Consider the following 15636-nt stretch of genomic DNA (forward strand, 5'->3'; position numbering starts at 1 on the left):
TATTAGAATAAGATGAAATGTTTCTAATTATATAGTTGGAGGAAGAAGAATGAAGGAAAAAATGAAGGTTGGTTTACTTGGACTAGGAACAGTTGGATCCGGTGTACCAACAATTTTACAAGAACATCAAGAAAAAATTTCTCAGGTGACTGGGATGGAAATTAGTATTTCAAAAGCATTGGTACGTGATGAAGCGGAAAAAAAACAACTTGCTGAGAAATTTGATATCCAGCTCACAACAAACATAGATGATATTATCAATGATGATGAAATTAAAATTATTGTAGAATTGATAGGAAAAGTTGAACCAGCCAAAACCTTCATTACAAAAGCCTTAGAAAATGGCAAACATATAGTCACCGCAAACAAAGATCTTTTGGCGCAACATGGTAGCGAGCTTGTGGCTTTAGCGCAAAAACATCATTGCGATTTATATTATGAGGCTAGTGTTGCTGGAGGAATTCCTATTTTGCGAACGATTGCCAATAGTTTAGCGGCTGATAATATTCAAAAAGTATTAGGAATCGTTAATGGGACGACAAACTATATGCTGACACAAATGGTCACTGAAAAAAAATCGTATAATCAAGCCTTAAAAGAAGCGCAAGAATTAGGCTTTGCTGAATCTGACCCCACGAATGATGTGGATGGAATCGATGCGGCGTACAAAATGGTTATTTTAAGCCAGTTTGCATTTGGAATGAATATTAGACTCGATCAAGTGGATACTCGCGGCATCCGTGGCTTATCTTTAGATGATGTTGAAATGGCTGCTCAATTAGGCTATGAAGTGAAATTGATTGGCTCTTCTGAGAATCAATCAGGAAGCATAGCTGTTGAGGTTGGGCCAATGTTAGTAGCAAAATCTCACCCTATCGCTTCTGTTCGTAACGAATACAATGCGGTTTTTATCGAAAGTTCAGGTGTTGGTGAGTCAATGTATTATGGACCGGGAGCTGGTGCGAAACCAACTGCAACAAGTGTAGTTAGTGACATTATTACTATTGCTAAAAATATTCGTCTAGGCACTACAGGGCACATGTTTAATTCCTATCAACATGACACAAAATTAGCTGCGGATGAGACCATTTCTGGGAAATATTATTTCTCTATTGAAGTACCAGATAGACATGGCCAAATTTTAAAATTAACACAAATAATGACAGAAGCAAATGTTAGTTTTGATCAATTAGTTCAGCAAAAATCTGATGGCACCAGAGCTAGGATTGTTGCGATTACACATACAATTACTAAAGAGCAAATGAAACAAGTAACGAAAGAAATAAAATCGACAGAGGAATTTGAACTATTAAATACATTTAAAGTATTGGAGGACTAATAAGATGTACGAAGGACTATTAAAACAATATAAAGAATATCTACCGATCACTGACAAAACACCTATGATCTCATTGGCAGAAGGAAACACTCCTTTAATTCCATTGCATAGTTTATCAAAAGAACTAGGAATCAATCTATATGGAAAATACGAAGGGTTGAATCCGACAGGTTCGTTTAAAGACCGCGGAATGGTTATGGCTGTAGCTAAAGCTGTTGAAGAAGGCGCAAAAGCAATTGTTTGTGCCTCAACAGGAAACACCAGTGCAGCAGCTGCCGCTTACGCTACTAGGGCAGGTGTTAAAGCATATGTGGTTATTCCTGATGGGAAAATTGCAATGGGTAAACTAGCGCAAGCGATTATCTATGGTGCGGATATCATTTCAATTCCTGGTAATTTTGATGAAGCATTAAAAGCCGTTCGTGATATTGCAAAAACGGAAGCAGTAGCTTTAGTAAATTCTGTGAATCCATATCGTTTAGAAGGGCAAAAAACAGCTGCTTTTGAAGTTTGTGAGCAATTAGGTCAAGCACCAGACGTTTTAGCGATTCCAGTAGGGAATGCGGGAAATATTTCTGCTTATTGGAAAGGATTTAAAGAATGGCATGACAAAAAAGGCACACTTTTACCTAGAATGCACGGATTTGAAGCAGAAGGTGCTGCTGCTATTGTGAAAGGTGAAGTAATCGAACAACCTGAAACAATTGCTACTGCAATCCGAATTGGAAATCCTGCAAGCTGGAAATTGGCAGAAGCAGCTCGAGATGAATCAAAAGGATACATTGATTCAGTTACAGATGAAGAAATTTTAAATGCTTATCGAAAAGTCGCTGCTCAAGACGGTGTGTTTGTAGAACCAGGTTCAGCTGCTTCTTTAGCAGGTGTGATTCAACATGTTAAGAGTGGAAAAATTAAACCCGGTGAAACAGTAGTAACTGTCTTTACTGGAAATGGTTTGAAAGATCCAGATACAGCGATCAATGCAACAGATGTGAAAATTTCTAAAATGAGTGATTTAGAAGAAATGCGCATGCATTTACGTAACGGAGTGTCAGAACTATGAAAATAAGAATTCCCGCAACCAGTGCAAATTTAGGTCCAGGTTTTGACTCATGTGGGATTGCACTTTCTCAGTATTTGAATATTGAAGTACTGGGAAATGCTGATGAATGGAAGATTGAGCATTCATTGGGGGCAGATATCCCCAACGACAAAACCAATCTACTAATTCAGACAGCACTAAAAATTGCGCCAAATCTTTCTCCTAGAATTTTGAAAATGACCTCAGATATTCCTTTGGCACGTGGATTAGGCAGTAGTTCTAGTGTGATTGTTGGCGGGATTGAGCTTGCTAACCGTTTAGGAAATCTTAACTTGTCTCAAAAAGATAAATTGCAAATGGCTACTGAAATCGAGGGGCATCCAGATAATGTAGCACCCGCGATTTGCGGAGATTTTGTTGTTGCAAGTTATGTTGATGGTGAGGTTCATTCTGTGAAACATCATTTTCCAATGTGTGATGTGATTGCTTATATTCCAGATGTTCATTTATTAACATCTGAAAGCCGCAGTGTACTACCAACTTCTATGTCATATAAAGAAGCTGTACAAGCTAGTTCGATTGCCAATGTAATGATTGCGGCAATATTGAATGGTAATTTACCACTAGCTGGAGTAATGATGGAAAAAGATCGATGGCATGAAGCGTATCGTAGAAAGCTAGTACCGCACTTAGATCAAATTCGAACTTTAGGGCATACAGTTGGGGTATATGGTGCATTTTTGAGTGGAGCTGGTCCAACAGTTTTGATCTTATCTCCAGAGGAAAAAACAGAGAAAATGGTTCAAGAACTAGAAAGACTTCCTCTTTCAGCGACAATCAATGTTTTATCAATTGACACAGAAGGTATACAAGTATTTTAAAAAAAAACTAAAAGCGGTGAGAATTAATAATCTCACTACTTTTAGTTTTTTTAGTTGTTATTATGCTTCTGGAGACTCTGTTGCATAATAGCTATGATCTTCTAAATTCAAAGCATTTAAAATCATTGAAGCTGTTTCTTCAATTGAAAGTGAAGCCACATTGATTACAACACAACCTAATTTTTCATATAAGTCATTTGCAAAAGCTAACTCTTTTCTAATTTTTTCAATATCTGAATAAGAAGTATCCGCTGGCAGTCCGTAAGTTTTCATTCGCTCTTTTCGAATACCATTTAGAATGTTAGGATCATTAGTTAAACCAACGATTTTTTTAGGATTCGTTTCCCAAAGTTGTTTTGGCAAATGTGCTTCTGGAATCAAAGGTAAGTTTGCTACTTTTAAATTTTTATTGGCCAAAAATAAACTAAGCGGAGTTTTTGATGTTCTAGAAACACCTAATAATAGTACATCCGCTTCTAGAAAACCTCTGGGATCTTTACCATCGTCATATTTTACCGCAAATTCCATTGCTTCGATCCGTTTAAAATAATTTTCATTTAAATGATGTAATGCACCAGCTTCTCTAGTTGGAGCAATACCTGTTAATCGTTCGATTTCAGCTACAGGAGGCGTTAATATATCAAAATGGTACAAATTATGTTCTTCAAAAAAATCATTGGCAATTTTCACTAGACGCTCATTAATAATAGTATGTAAAACCATTGCATTTTCGCGCTTTGCATCTTCAAGAGCTTTTCTCAGTTTATCTTCTTCTTTAGCAAATGTTCGTCTAAATAATGAAAAATCGACAGTAGGGTACTGAGCCATAGAAGCCGCTGCTAATTTTGAAGCTGTTTCTCCCGCTGAATCAGAGATAACAAAGATTGTTACACATTTTTTTTGTTCATCAGTTGTCATAATAGGATTCCTCTCTTGCTTTTTTTGTGGTTTTATTATACCATACCTTCATGAATCTTATTCGTAATGATTCTGATTTGACGTTTGGAGGCAATAAAATGGCACAATCTAATTCTAAAGTGGAACAATCATTAGCAGTAATGAAAGAACATGGCTTAAAATATACAAAAAAAAGAGAAGCGATGATTACATATTTAATTAGACGTAATCGCTATGTTTCAGCAAGAGAAGTTTATGAATTTATGAATCAAGAATATAAAGGTGTCAGTTACGATACTATTTATCGCAATTTACATGACTTTGCGGGTTTAGAGCTATTAGAAACAACTGATTTAAATGGAGAAAAGAAATTTCGTTTTCGTTGTTGCCACGAAGTGGGACATCACCATCATTTTATTTGTACAGTTTGCGGAAAAACAAAAGAAATTCACATGTGCCCGATGGATTTTTTTAAAGAACAATTAAGTGGATGCGAAATTGAAGGGCATCGATTTGAGATTTTTGGTCGATGTGAGGAGTGCAGATAACACTTTTTTTCAGAAAAAAGCTTGAATGTTACATATGTGTGCAAAACTTTGCTCATTTTGGCACTTTTTTATGTATTTTTTCAATACAAAGGTTGACGTTAAAATAACCATTCGATATAATGTAATAAGAACGGTATTTTATTTATGTCAAATAATTCATAAATAAAAAAAACGGTTACTTTTTAAGCTCGGAGGGAGGGAATTAACATGTCAAAAACTGTCGTTCGTAAAAACGAATCTCTTGACGATGCTCTTCGTCGCTTCAAACGTTCCGTTTCAAAAGCGGGTACTTTACAAGAATCTCGTAAACGTGAATTCTACGAAAAACCAAGTGTAAAGCGTAAGAAAAAATCTGAAGCAGCTAGAAAACGTAAAAAATTCTAGTTTTCGATGAAGTGGAGCTGGTTGTATGTCATTACTAACAACATTGAATGACGATATCAAAACAGCAATGAAGTCTAAGGATAAAGATACTTTATCGGTACTTCGTATGTTGAAAGCAGCCATTCAAAATGAGCAGATTAAAACTGGCCGTGATTTGGACGGAGAAGAAGAGTTAACAGTTTTATCTCGTGAGATGAAACAACGCAGAGACTCTTTATCAGAGTTTGAAAATGCGGGACGTGACGATCTTGCTGACAAAGTAAAAATCGAAATCGCAATTGTTGAAAAATATATGCCAAAACAACTTTCTGAAGAAGAGATTCGTCAGGTCGTTCAAAAGGCAATTGATCAGACCGGAGCATCTTCACCTAAAGAGTTTGGTAAAGTTATGAGTGCTGTGATGCCTGCAGTTAAAGGTAAAGCAGACGGCAATCAGGTCAATGCAATTGTAAAAGAATTACTACAAGAGAATTAGACAAGATGAAGAGACCAACGGATTTCCGTTGGTTTTTTTGTCCAAAAAAATCAATACAAAAGAGATGACTTCTTTTTTATAAATAAATAATATGGTATGATTATAGGGAATGAAAAAATTAAAGGAGATGGGCGTTTTTTGACAGAAAATCAGTCAATATCTTTAGAATTAAAATTAAATGATTCTGATGATGTGAGTATGCTTTTAGGAACCCATGATAAACATATAAAATATTTAGAAGATAATTCTGCAGTGACAATCAATACACGCGGTGAGACAATTCAATTAATTGGTGAAGAATCTGAAGTTCAACTGATTGCATCTGTTTTACGCACATTGCAAGTATTGATTCAGCGAGGCATCAAAGTGAGTACACCAGATGTTGTGTCAGCCTTGAAAATGGCGAGAAATGGTGATTTGGATACTTTTGTCACGATGTATGAGGAAGAAATTCTTAAAGATCATCATGGTAGAGCGATTCGTATCAAAAATGTTGGTCAAAAAAGATACATTGATGCAGTAAGAAAACATGACATTATTTTTGGAATAGGTCCAGCAGGAACTGGTAAAACTTTTTTAGCAGTTGTTATGGCAATAGCGGCACTAAAAAAAGGAGAGGTTCAAAAAATCATTTTAACTCGTCCTGCTGTTGAAGCGGGAGAGAGTCTAGGTTTTTTACCTGGTGATTTGAAGGAAAAAGTTGATCCTTATCTGCGTCCAGTTTATGATGCTTTATATCAAGTTTTTGGTATGGATCATACAAATCGTTTGATGGAGCGTGGGGTAATCGAAATTGCACCATTAGCCTATATGAGAGGACGCACGTTGGATGATGCTTTTGTTATTCTAGATGAAGCTCAAAATACAACTGTTGCTCAAATGAAGATGTTTTTAACTAGGTTAGGTTTTAATTCAAGAATGATTGTTAATGGTGACACAAGTCAAATTGATTTACCAAAAGGTGTTGCTAGCGGTCTGATTCACGCAGAAAGAACATTGAATTCAATTGATAAAATTTCTTTTGTTCATTTTGATGCCGGAGACGTCGTGAGACATCCAGTTGTAGCTCAAATCATTCGAGCTTACGAAAAAGAGAATCAAAAATAGATTGAAACCATACGGAAAGGAGTGAAAATTCCGTTGAAGTACTCATTACTAAAATTACGCGATAGATTAGGGAAAGCTTATATACCCATTCTTTTACTTGTTTTTTCGTTTTTTCTATTTATCGTTATGTTTGGCAGTGTTCATCAGAAGAAAGTAGAAATAAAAGAAGGTCAACTTGCTGAAAATACGATTCGGGCGAATAAAAACGTTGAGAACACCTATGAAACAGCTCAAAAGAAAAAGCTAGCAGCTGAAGCTGTCACTCCAGATTACATTTATCAGGAGGAAACAGCAGATATTCAACACAAACGTATTGAAAAGCTATTCAAGTTGATTGTTACGGCAAATGAAAAAACAGATAAAGACTATCAAGATAAACAAGCCAAAGCAAAGAAAGACGAAACAGTCCCTAAACCAACGATAGAAGAAAGAGTTGCTAATTTAAAGGCTCAGTTTGAATCGTTGGATCAAGATGAGGTGGCTTTTTATCAAAAGTTTCCAAATGTATTTTATCAAAACATTTTTTCATTAGATGCAGACCAAGTTCAACAAGTAAAAACTGAAGGTTTAAAAATTGTTGATGAAAAAATGAAAGATCATGTTCGTGAGGCTGATTTAGATAACATTCGCCAAAATGCGATTGAAAAAATCCAATTTCTTGATGTTACCAACATTATGCAACAAGAAATTCGTTACATTGTAAACGAAGGTATAGTAGCAAATGATTTTGCTAATGATAAAAAGACCAAAGAAATGCGTCAAAATGCTATGGACGCTGTTCCACCTGCGATGATCTATCAAGGAGAAATCATTGTTCGTGAAGGAACACAAATCGATAGTAAAGCCATGGAAAAACTCGAATTATTGGGTCTAACAAATCAAAGTACCTCATTATTTCCAATGGTGGCTTTGGCGTTATCTATCATAATGCAGGTATTGGTTCTGTTATTCTTTACTAAACAAGTAACTGAAGAAGGTAAACGTCGTCATTTTGTTCTATTTTATGTAGGAGCAATGTCATTAAGTGTTTTATTAATGAAGTTTTTCCAAATTTTCCAAACAGAACAAATGATGTACATTTCATTGTTTTTCCCAGCAGCCTTTACACCACTTGTATTGAATTATTTTGTTAGTAGGAGAGCAGGAGTGCTTGCCGCTGTTTTCCAAGTGATATTTTCACTCTTTATATTTTATAATTCAATAGGTACAAACTCGTTAACAATCATCCTGGTGAGTTATATGGTTTCTGGGCTTCTTGCAACGGTGGTTAAACGAACAAGAATTAGTGAGCAAGGAATGGTAGCCGTATTTTGGGTAATCATCTTCCCAGTTTGTATGGATTTTATATTAATGATTTACCAAGGAATGAGCTTGTTTGATAGTAAATCGTGGACAATGATGATTTGTGCATTGGCTGGAGCAGTTTTATCCTTTTTAGCAACAATGGGGCTTCATCCTTACATTGAATTATTGGTAACAGACGATAGTATGATCATTTTGAATGAACTAAGTAATCCTAACCATCCTCTGTTGAAACAGTTGCTGGAAGAAGCGCCTGGTACTTATCATCATAGTATGATGGTGGCAAGTTTAAGTGCAAATGCAGTAGCTGAAATTGGTGGGCGATCGTTATTAACACGAGTAGCTTGTTATTATCATGATATAGGCAAAATAAAACATGCCAATTTCTTTGTAGAAAACTTACCTGCTGGTGCAGAAAATCCGCATAATTTCTTACTACCAGAAGACAGTAAACAAATTATTTTTGGTCATGTTATTGATGGTGCTAAAATTTTGGAAGATTATCATATGCCTGAAATGGTTATCGATATTTGTCGTCAACATCATGGCACAACGTTAATGAAATTTTTCTATATCAAAGCAAAAGAAAGAAATCCAGATATTGCTGAATCAGATTTCAGATATCCTGGTCCAAAACCTCAAACAAGAGAAGCTGGAATCGTCAGTATTGCGGATACATGTGAAGCCGCTGTTCGTGCGATGGATTCTCCAACAAATGATAAAATCCAAGCTTTTGTTCATAATGTTATTCAAGATCGAATTTCAGATGGACAATTAGATGATTGCGGATTAACGATGAAGGAGATTCGTATAGTTGAGAGATCTCTTGTCAGCGGTTTGTGCAGTACTTTCCATTCAAGAATCAAGTATCCGAAAATGAAATCAGAAGCTGAACAAATGAAAGATGAACAAGAAAAGAGAGATGACTAGTGGATATAACTTTCATTGATGAAACGAATAATTTATCAAAAGATCATTTAAAAGAAGTAGAAAATTTGCTGCAGTTTGCAGCAAATTTTCTGAAAATATCTGAAGAAACAGAGATGTCTGTAACATTTATGGACAATTCGGGTATTCAAGTAATCAATCGGGATTACCGAGGGAAAGATGCACCGACTGATGTTATTAGTTTTGCTTTGGAAGAAGAAGGCGAAGATGAATTACCTATCATCTTTGAAGACGAAGCAGATCTTTTTCCGAGAAATTTGGGGGATATTATGATATCAACGGAAAGAGCCTCGGAGCAAGCGGAAGAATACGGTCATTCGTTTGAACGTGAACTAGGCTTTTTAGCTGTACATGGCTTTTTACATTTAAATGGTTATGATCATATGGAGCCTGATGATGAGAAAGAAATGTTTGGCTTACAGAAAGAGATTTTGGATGCCTATGGACTCGAAAGATAAACGGCCGCAGAAAAACAAGCATTTTATTACATCGCTTGAGTTTGCTATTCAAGGGATTCGTACGGTTTTTAAAGAAGAGCGCAACATGAGGACTCACGTTTTTATGGGAGTAGCAGCTATTATTATTGGATTTATTTTCCAATTGGCTATTACGGAATGGCTGTGGTTGCTATTGGCAATTTTCCTAGTATTAGTCGTAGAAATCATAAATACAGTCTTTGAAAATGTGGTTGATATGGTGACTGATTTTCATTTTCATCCAATTGGCAAGAAAGTAAAAGATATGGCTGCAGGCGCGGTTCTATTAACGACAGGTTTTGCTGTGGTCGTTGGATTGCTGTTGTTTGTCCCAAAAATTTGGCAGATAATAAAAGATTTTTTATAGAGGAGAGAAACAATGACAGAAACACATAAATCCGGATTTGTAGCGATTGTAGGAAGACCGAATGTCGGCAAATCTACTTTACTTAATCGAATTGTCGGACAAAAAATTGCGATTATGAGTGATAAAGCCCAAACGACTAGAAATAAAATTCAAGGAATTTACACAGTTCCTGAAGCGCAAATTGTTTTCATTGATACACCAGGGATTCACAAGCCTAAGCATCGTTTAGGTGATTTTATGGTTGAAACAGCTTATAGTGCTTTACGTGAAGTAGATGCTACGTTGTTTATGATTAGTGCTGACCAAAAAAGAGGTAAAGGCGACGATTTCATCATTGAACGCCTTAAAACCATGAATAGTCCAGTATATTTAGTTATTAACAAAATAGATACGGTTCATCCAGATCAGCTTTTGGGCATCATTGAAGATTATTCAAAGCAGATGGAGTTTGCAGAAATCGTACCAATTTCAGCAACAGAAGGAAACAATGTAGAACGCTTGATGGATATTCTTGTGGATCAATTGCCAGAAGGTCCACAGTATTTCCCAGATGATCAAATAACCGATCATCCCGAATATTTTATTGTTTCTGAGTTAGTTCGTGAAAAAGTGTTGTTGCTTACTAGAGATGAAATCCCCCATTCAGTTGCTGTAGTCGTTGATTCAATGAAACGTGATGAAAACGATAAAGTCCGTATTCAAGCAACAATCATCGTTGAACGTGATAGTCAAAAAGGAATTATCATTGGTAAAGGTGGTAAGATGCTTAAACAGATTGGGACTAAAGCCAGACAAGATATTGAATATCTATTGGATGATAAAGTCTACTTGGAACTTTGGGTAAAAGTTCAAAAAGACTGGCGTGATAAAAAAGTTCATTTACAAGATTTTGGTTACCGTAAAGACGATTATTAATTAGAAATAAAAGGACAATTCTACTTTATTGCGGAATTGTTCTTTTGCTTATAATTCTGCTAAAATAAAGAAGAGCATATTGGAGGCGAAATCATGACTTTAGGAGAAACAAAAGGGATTATTTTATTTACCAAAGATTATAAAGAAAAAGATAAACTAGTTAAAATTTTTACTGAGTCTTTTGGTAAATTGATGTTTTTTGTAAAAGGAGCACATCGTAAAAATAATCCAATTAGTCCTGCTATTTTGCCTTTTACAGAAGCAGTATATATTGGTGATTTTAGAGAAGATGGCTTATCTTTTTTAAATGGTAGTAAAGAGATTTATCCGTTTCGAATGATTCAAGAAGATATTTTCGTAAATGCTTATGCGACTTATATTTTGAATTTAGTCGATGCAGCGATTGAAGATCGAACCTATGATCCTAATCTATATTATTTTGTTCAGCAAGCATTGCGTTTGTTGAATGAAAATAAAGATGCTGAGATCATTACGAATATTTTTGAAATTCAATTACTAAGTCGATTTGGAATTACTCCTGAATGGACACATTGTGCTGCCTGTCAAGAGACACGAGGGAAGTTTGATTACTCTTCAAAATATAGCGGTGTTCTTTGTGAACGCCATTGGCATTTGGATAGTCATCGTTATCATGCTGATCCAAGGGCAATCCATTTTATTCGTCTTTTTTCTGCTGTTTCTTACGATAAAGTACAAGATATCAATGTTAAGGCCGAAACAAAAACGGCGATTAGACAAACAATTGATGAATTATATGATGAGTACGTTGGGATTCACTTGAAAAGTAAGAAGTTTATCGATCAAATGAAGAGTTGGGAAGATACATTGAAATTACCAAGACGTGAAAAAAAAGAGGAAGATAATGACAAAACTATAACTTAAAAATATATTATGAAAAACAGATCAGGAGAATCAATATTTTGATAAGTTATTTGAATTAAAATATCATTTGACAACTCACTCTTCAAAGATTATCATAAAGAGTAGTTAAATACATACGTTGAAAAAGAAGAGTAAAAAGAACTATTGTCATAGCGAGTCTGGGAAAGTGTAAGCCAGGTACAAGGAACTTTTGAAGGGCGCTTTTGAGTATGAGTAAATAAAGCTGCTGACAATTATTGTCAGAAGTAGGGTGGAACCGCGATTATTCGTCCCTATGTCTCTAAGAGGCATAGGGACTTTTTTATTTTCTCGTAGATGCTTATCGGCTGTCATGTTATATAACTTCGTGGGCAATTCTTTTGAAGAAAAGGTTTAATAAGCCTATTCAGCTTTTAAAATAAGGAGGATTACAATGGAAAAGAAACTTACTGTACAAGAAATGATTTTGACATTGCAAAAATTTTGGTCATCAAAAGGCTGTATGCTGATGCAAGCCTATGATACCGAAAAGGGAGCGGGAACAATGAGTCCCTATACATTTTTACGTGCGATTGGACCGGAACCTTGGAATGCAGCATACGTAGAACCTTCTCGTCGTCCAGCTGATGGTCGTTATGGGGAAAATCCAAACCGTCTATATCAACATCACCAATTTCAAGTAGTCATGAAGCCCTCACCAGCTAATATTCAAGAATTATATTTAGAAAGTTTAGAACTACTAGGTGTTGATCCATTAGCTCATGATATTCGTTTTGTTGAAGATAACTGGGAAAACCCATCTATGGGATGCGCTGGTTTAGGTTGGGAAGTTTGGCTTGACGGCATGGAAATTACTCAGTTTACGTATTTCCAACAAGTAGGAGGATTGGCTTGTCACCCTGTAACATCAGAAATCACCTATGGAATCGAACGTTTAGCCTCTTATATTCAAGAAGTCGAGAGTGTTTACGATTTATTATGGACTGAAGGGGTAAAATACGGAGAAATTTTCAATCAGCCGGAATATGAGCATTCTAAGTATTCATTTGAAGTAAGCAATCAAGAAATGTTACTGGAAAATTTTGATAAATTTGAAAAAGAAGCCAAACGTTGTATTGATGAAAATCTAGTACATCCAGCATATGACTATATTTTGAAATGTAGTCATACATTTAATTTACTTGATGCTCGTGGAGCCGTTTCTGTTACTGAACGTGCTGGTTATCTGGCTCGTATCAGAAATATGGCTCGTGCGGTAGCGAAAATATTCGTGGCGGAACGTGAAAAATTAGGGTTCCCATTGCTAAATAAAGAAAATCAAACGACTGAGGAGGCGAAATAACATGGCAAAAGATCTATTACTTGAAATTGGCTTAGAGGAAATGCCAGCTCATATTGTTAGCCCGAGTCGGTTACAATTAGAGCAAAAAATAGTGAAATTTTTAGACGAGAATAATTTAACTTACGAAACAGTCCAAAGTTTTTCAACTCCTCGCCGTCTTGCTGTTCGGGTAACGCAATTACCAGAACAACAGGAAGATACGCAGGAAGAAGTTAAAGGACCTGCAAAAAAAATTGCACAAGATGATCAAGGCAATTGGAGTAAAGCTGCTGAAGGATTTGTCAGAGGACAAGGCGTGACGACGAATGCGATTACATTTAAAGAATTAAACGGTGTCGAATACGTTTATGTTACAAAACATAATCAAGGAAAAAAAACAATTGATGTATTAACTGGTTTAAAAGAAGTTATTACTAGTTTGACATTTCCAGTAACCATGCATTGGGCAGATTATGATTTTGAATATATCCGTCCGATTCATTGGATTGTTGCATTGTTAGATAACCAAGTGATTCCATTCTCAATTTTAGATGTTGAAACAGCTAATCGTTCTCGAGGTCATCGTTTCTTAGGTGATGATGTTACATTTAATCATTCAAATGAATACGAAGAAAAAATGAAAGAGCAGTTTGTTATTGTTGATTCGATGGAGAGACAAACAATGATTATGGATCAAGCAAACCAAATTGCTGAGAAAAATCATTGGAAACTTGATTTAGATGAAAAATTATTAGAAGAAGTAAATAACTTGGTTGAGTATCCTACTGCTTTTGTTGGTGGGTTTGATGAGAAATATCTATCCGTTCCAGATGAAGTATTAGTTACTTCAATGAAAGAGCATCAACGTTATTTTGATGTTCGTAACGATCAAGGATTGTTATTGCCACATTTTATTTCAGTAAGAAATGGTGATAATGTACATCTTGAAAATGTCATCAAAGGAAACGAAAAAGTGTTGATTGCTCGTCTAGAAGATGCGGAATTTTTCTATAGTGAAGATAAGAAGTTATCTATAGAAGAGTGCGTAAATAAATTAAAACAAGTGACTTTCCACGAAAAAATCGGTACAATCTATGAAAAAATGCAACGTGTAGGGATTATGGGTCAAATTATTGGTAAAGAAGTTGGCTTATCAGATGCTGAGCTGGCTGATTTAAAACGTGCCTCTGAAATTTATAAATTTGATTTAGTCACTAACATGGTTGGTGAATTTCCTGAATTACAGGGAATCATGGGAGAAAAATATGCGTTGTTGCAAGGTGAAAAACCAGCAGTGGCAAAAGCAATACGAGAACATTATCTACCAACATCAAGTGAAGGTGAGTTGCCTGTTTCTACTATTGGAGCAGTTTTAGCAATTGCAGACAAGTTAGATAGCGTGTTTTCATTCTTTGCTGTAGGAATGATTCCTAGTGGTTCCAATGATCCGTACGCATTACGTCGTCAAACGTATGGTGTGATTAGAATCATCGAAAATAAAGGTTGGCAATTCCCGTTAGTTCAGTTGCAAAGGGATATTGACGAAGCGGTTAACGCTGACAGTCAAAAATATGGTATTCAATTGACTAGCGGACAAGAAGAAGTAATTGAATTTGTGAAAGCACGTTTGCGTCAGTTACTAACAACAAAAGATGTTCGTCACGATGTGATTGATGCTGTTATTTCAGCAGAACAAAAAGATCTAGCACAACTATTTTCAGCAGCAATGATTATAAAAAAACATCTGGCAGATAAAGAGTTTAGACCTTCAATGGAAGCATTAACTCGAGTAATTAACTTAGCTAAAAAAGGGCGAGAATTGTTAAACAAAGAAAGCCAGGTAGATGAATCATTATTTGAAAATGAGGCTGAGAAAACATTGCATCAAGCAGTGAATAAAATTGAAGAAAACTTTAAAGATACTACAATGTCAGAGAACTATCAAGCGTTGGTTAATTTACGACCTCTGATTGAACAGTATTTTGAAGAAACAATGGTTATGGTAGAAGATGAAAAAGTGAAAGCAAATCGATTGAATGAGTTGAATCGAATTGCGAAAATGTCATTATCACTTGCTAGCCTAGATCTATTAATCGTAAAATAATTAAAAATAAGATGGAGAAAAACACTAGATAAATTGTGCGATTCTCCATTTTTTTTGTTCCTAAGCTGAAGAGATAACCACTAGATTTTGAAGCAAAATTTTTTTGCAAATAACTTATTCATGGTACGATTACCTTATCGAATGATAAGGTAATCGTACTATTTTAAATTTATTTATCTTTGCAAGCTAACCTCTAGGGGAATGAAGCCTGCTTAGCTTTAATTTAGGAGGGAATAAAATGAGTTATTTGTTAAAGTTATACGGAGTTGCGGCAGTTTCGTTTCTTACGCTTGATTTTATTTGGCTATTATTGATTGCTAAAAAGATCTATCAAGAACATTTAGGAGGACTAATGGGGCAAACGAAAATAGTCCCAGCTATTCTATTTTATGTCATTTATCTAATTGGTATTTTATTTTTTGTTGTGAATCCAGCACTGGAAAAAGGTAGCATACTTTATGCTATAGTGGCTGGTGGTTTTCTTGGGTTATTATGTTACGGCACCTATGATTTGACTAACCTCGCTACATTGAAGGACTGGCCCTATTTTGTGACGATTATCGACTTGGTTTGGGGAACCGTTGTAACAGCAACTGTTTCTGGAATCACTGTATTTTTAGGACAACATTTTAATTGGAGGTAAAATAG

At 35.5% G+C, this 15636-nt stretch carries 16 protein-coding genes and 1 other annotated feature; of the genes, 15 read left to right on the forward strand and 1 reads right to left on the reverse strand.

The window, feature by feature from the left end; all coding sequences use genetic code 11:
- The first annotated feature begins 49 nt into the window (after positions 1–49).
- The 3 genes from AC4BB2_RS06075 to thrB are packed head-to-tail and all read left to right on the forward strand — an operon-like array spanning position 50 to position 3262.
- The gene (locus AC4BB2_RS06075; RefSeq protein WP_490474535.1) at positions 50–1339 is read left to right on the forward strand and encodes a homoserine dehydrogenase; all 1290 of its coding nucleotides are present in this window, start codon (positions 50–52) and stop codon (positions 1337–1339) included.
- Between the two features lie 4 nt (positions 1340–1343).
- Entirely contained in the window at positions 1344–2402 is a 1059-nt protein-coding gene (gene thrC, locus AC4BB2_RS06080) for a threonine synthase (protein ID WP_490474536.1), read from the forward strand.
- Positions 2399–3262 carry a homoserine kinase gene (thrB, locus tag AC4BB2_RS06085; RefSeq protein WP_490474537.1) on the forward strand — a complete coding sequence of 288 codons (864 nt, stop codon included), beginning with the start codon at positions 2399–2401 and terminating at the stop codon, positions 3260–3262. Before thrC ends, thrB begins: the two co-directional genes overlap by 4 nt.
- A gap of 60 nt (positions 3263–3322) precedes the next feature.
- Here thrB and AC4BB2_RS06090 read toward each other — a convergent pair whose 3' ends face one another.
- The gene (locus AC4BB2_RS06090) at positions 3323–4180 is read right to left on the reverse strand and encodes a pyruvate, water dikinase regulatory protein (protein ID WP_490474538.1); all 858 of its coding nucleotides are present in this window, start codon (positions 4178–4180) and stop codon (positions 3323–3325) included.
- 98 nt (positions 4181–4278) lie between these two features.
- On the opposite strand from AC4BB2_RS06090, the gene AC4BB2_RS06095 reads away from it, so the two are divergent.
- From AC4BB2_RS06095 to AC4BB2_RS06150, 12 genes are all read left to right on the forward strand, one after another.
- A complete protein-coding gene (locus tag AC4BB2_RS06095; protein WP_490474539.1) occupies positions 4279–4707 on the forward strand; it encodes a Fur family transcriptional regulator in 429 nt (142 codons plus the stop codon).
- A 207-nt stretch (positions 4708–4914) separates the two neighbouring features.
- Positions 4915–5091 carry a 30S ribosomal protein S21 gene (rpsU, locus tag AC4BB2_RS06100; RefSeq protein ID WP_002356740.1) on the forward strand — a complete coding sequence of 59 codons (177 nt, stop codon included), beginning with the start codon at positions 4915–4917 and terminating at the stop codon, positions 5089–5091.
- A 25-nt stretch (positions 5092–5116) separates the two neighbouring features.
- Complete coding sequence (locus tag AC4BB2_RS06105; RefSeq protein WP_490474540.1) at positions 5117–5566, forward strand: GatB/YqeY domain-containing protein; 450 nt, start codon at positions 5117–5119, stop codon at positions 5564–5566.
- Positions 5567–5704: 138 nt separating this feature from the next.
- Positions 5705–6673: a PhoH family protein gene (locus AC4BB2_RS06110; RefSeq protein ID WP_490474541.1), complete on the forward strand. Its 969-nt coding sequence runs from the start codon at positions 5705–5707 to the stop codon at positions 6671–6673.
- 33 nt (positions 6674–6706) lie between these two features.
- A complete protein-coding gene (locus AC4BB2_RS06115; protein WP_490474542.1) occupies positions 6707–8905 on the forward strand; it encodes an HD family phosphohydrolase in 2199 nt (732 codons plus the stop codon).
- A complete protein-coding gene (gene ybeY / locus AC4BB2_RS06120) occupies positions 8905–9381 on the forward strand; it encodes an rRNA maturation RNase YbeY (protein WP_490474543.1) in 477 nt (158 codons plus the stop codon). The genes AC4BB2_RS06115 and ybeY overlap by 1 nt, the downstream gene beginning before the upstream one ends.
- On the forward strand, positions 9365–9766 hold the full coding sequence (locus tag AC4BB2_RS06125) for a diacylglycerol kinase family protein (RefSeq protein ID WP_490474673.1): 402 nt from the start codon (positions 9365–9367) through the stop codon (positions 9764–9766). The genes ybeY and AC4BB2_RS06125 overlap by 17 nt, the downstream gene beginning before the upstream one ends.
- A gap of 12 nt (positions 9767–9778) precedes the next feature.
- Positions 9779–10681 carry a GTPase Era gene (gene era, locus AC4BB2_RS06130; RefSeq protein WP_490474544.1) on the forward strand — a complete coding sequence of 301 codons (903 nt, stop codon included), beginning with the start codon at positions 9779–9781 and terminating at the stop codon, positions 10679–10681.
- A 93-nt stretch (positions 10682–10774) separates the two neighbouring features.
- Positions 10775–11584 carry a DNA repair protein RecO gene (gene recO / locus AC4BB2_RS06135; RefSeq protein ID WP_490474545.1) on the forward strand — a complete coding sequence of 270 codons (810 nt, stop codon included), beginning with the start codon at positions 10775–10777 and terminating at the stop codon, positions 11582–11584.
- A 109-nt stretch (positions 11585–11693) separates the two neighbouring features.
- Positions 11694–11861, forward strand: a binding site (T-box leader).
- 135 nt (positions 11862–11996) lie between these two features.
- A complete protein-coding gene (gene glyQ / locus AC4BB2_RS06140) occupies positions 11997–12905 on the forward strand; it encodes a glycine--tRNA ligase subunit alpha (protein WP_490474546.1) in 909 nt (302 codons plus the stop codon).
- Between the two features lies 1 nt (position 12906).
- Positions 12907–14988, forward strand: coding sequence for a glycine--tRNA ligase subunit beta (gene glyS / locus AC4BB2_RS06145; protein ID WP_490474547.1), 2082 nt, complete (start codon positions 12907–12909; stop codon positions 14986–14988).
- Between the two features lie 238 nt (positions 14989–15226).
- Positions 15227–15631 carry a DUF2177 family protein gene (locus AC4BB2_RS06150; RefSeq protein WP_490474548.1) on the forward strand — a complete coding sequence of 135 codons (405 nt, stop codon included), beginning with the start codon at positions 15227–15229 and terminating at the stop codon, positions 15629–15631.
- Positions 15632–15636: the final 5 nt, after the last annotated feature.

It is taken from the genome of Enterococcus sp. AAFC-DPL-5146 (assembly GCF_058216635.1).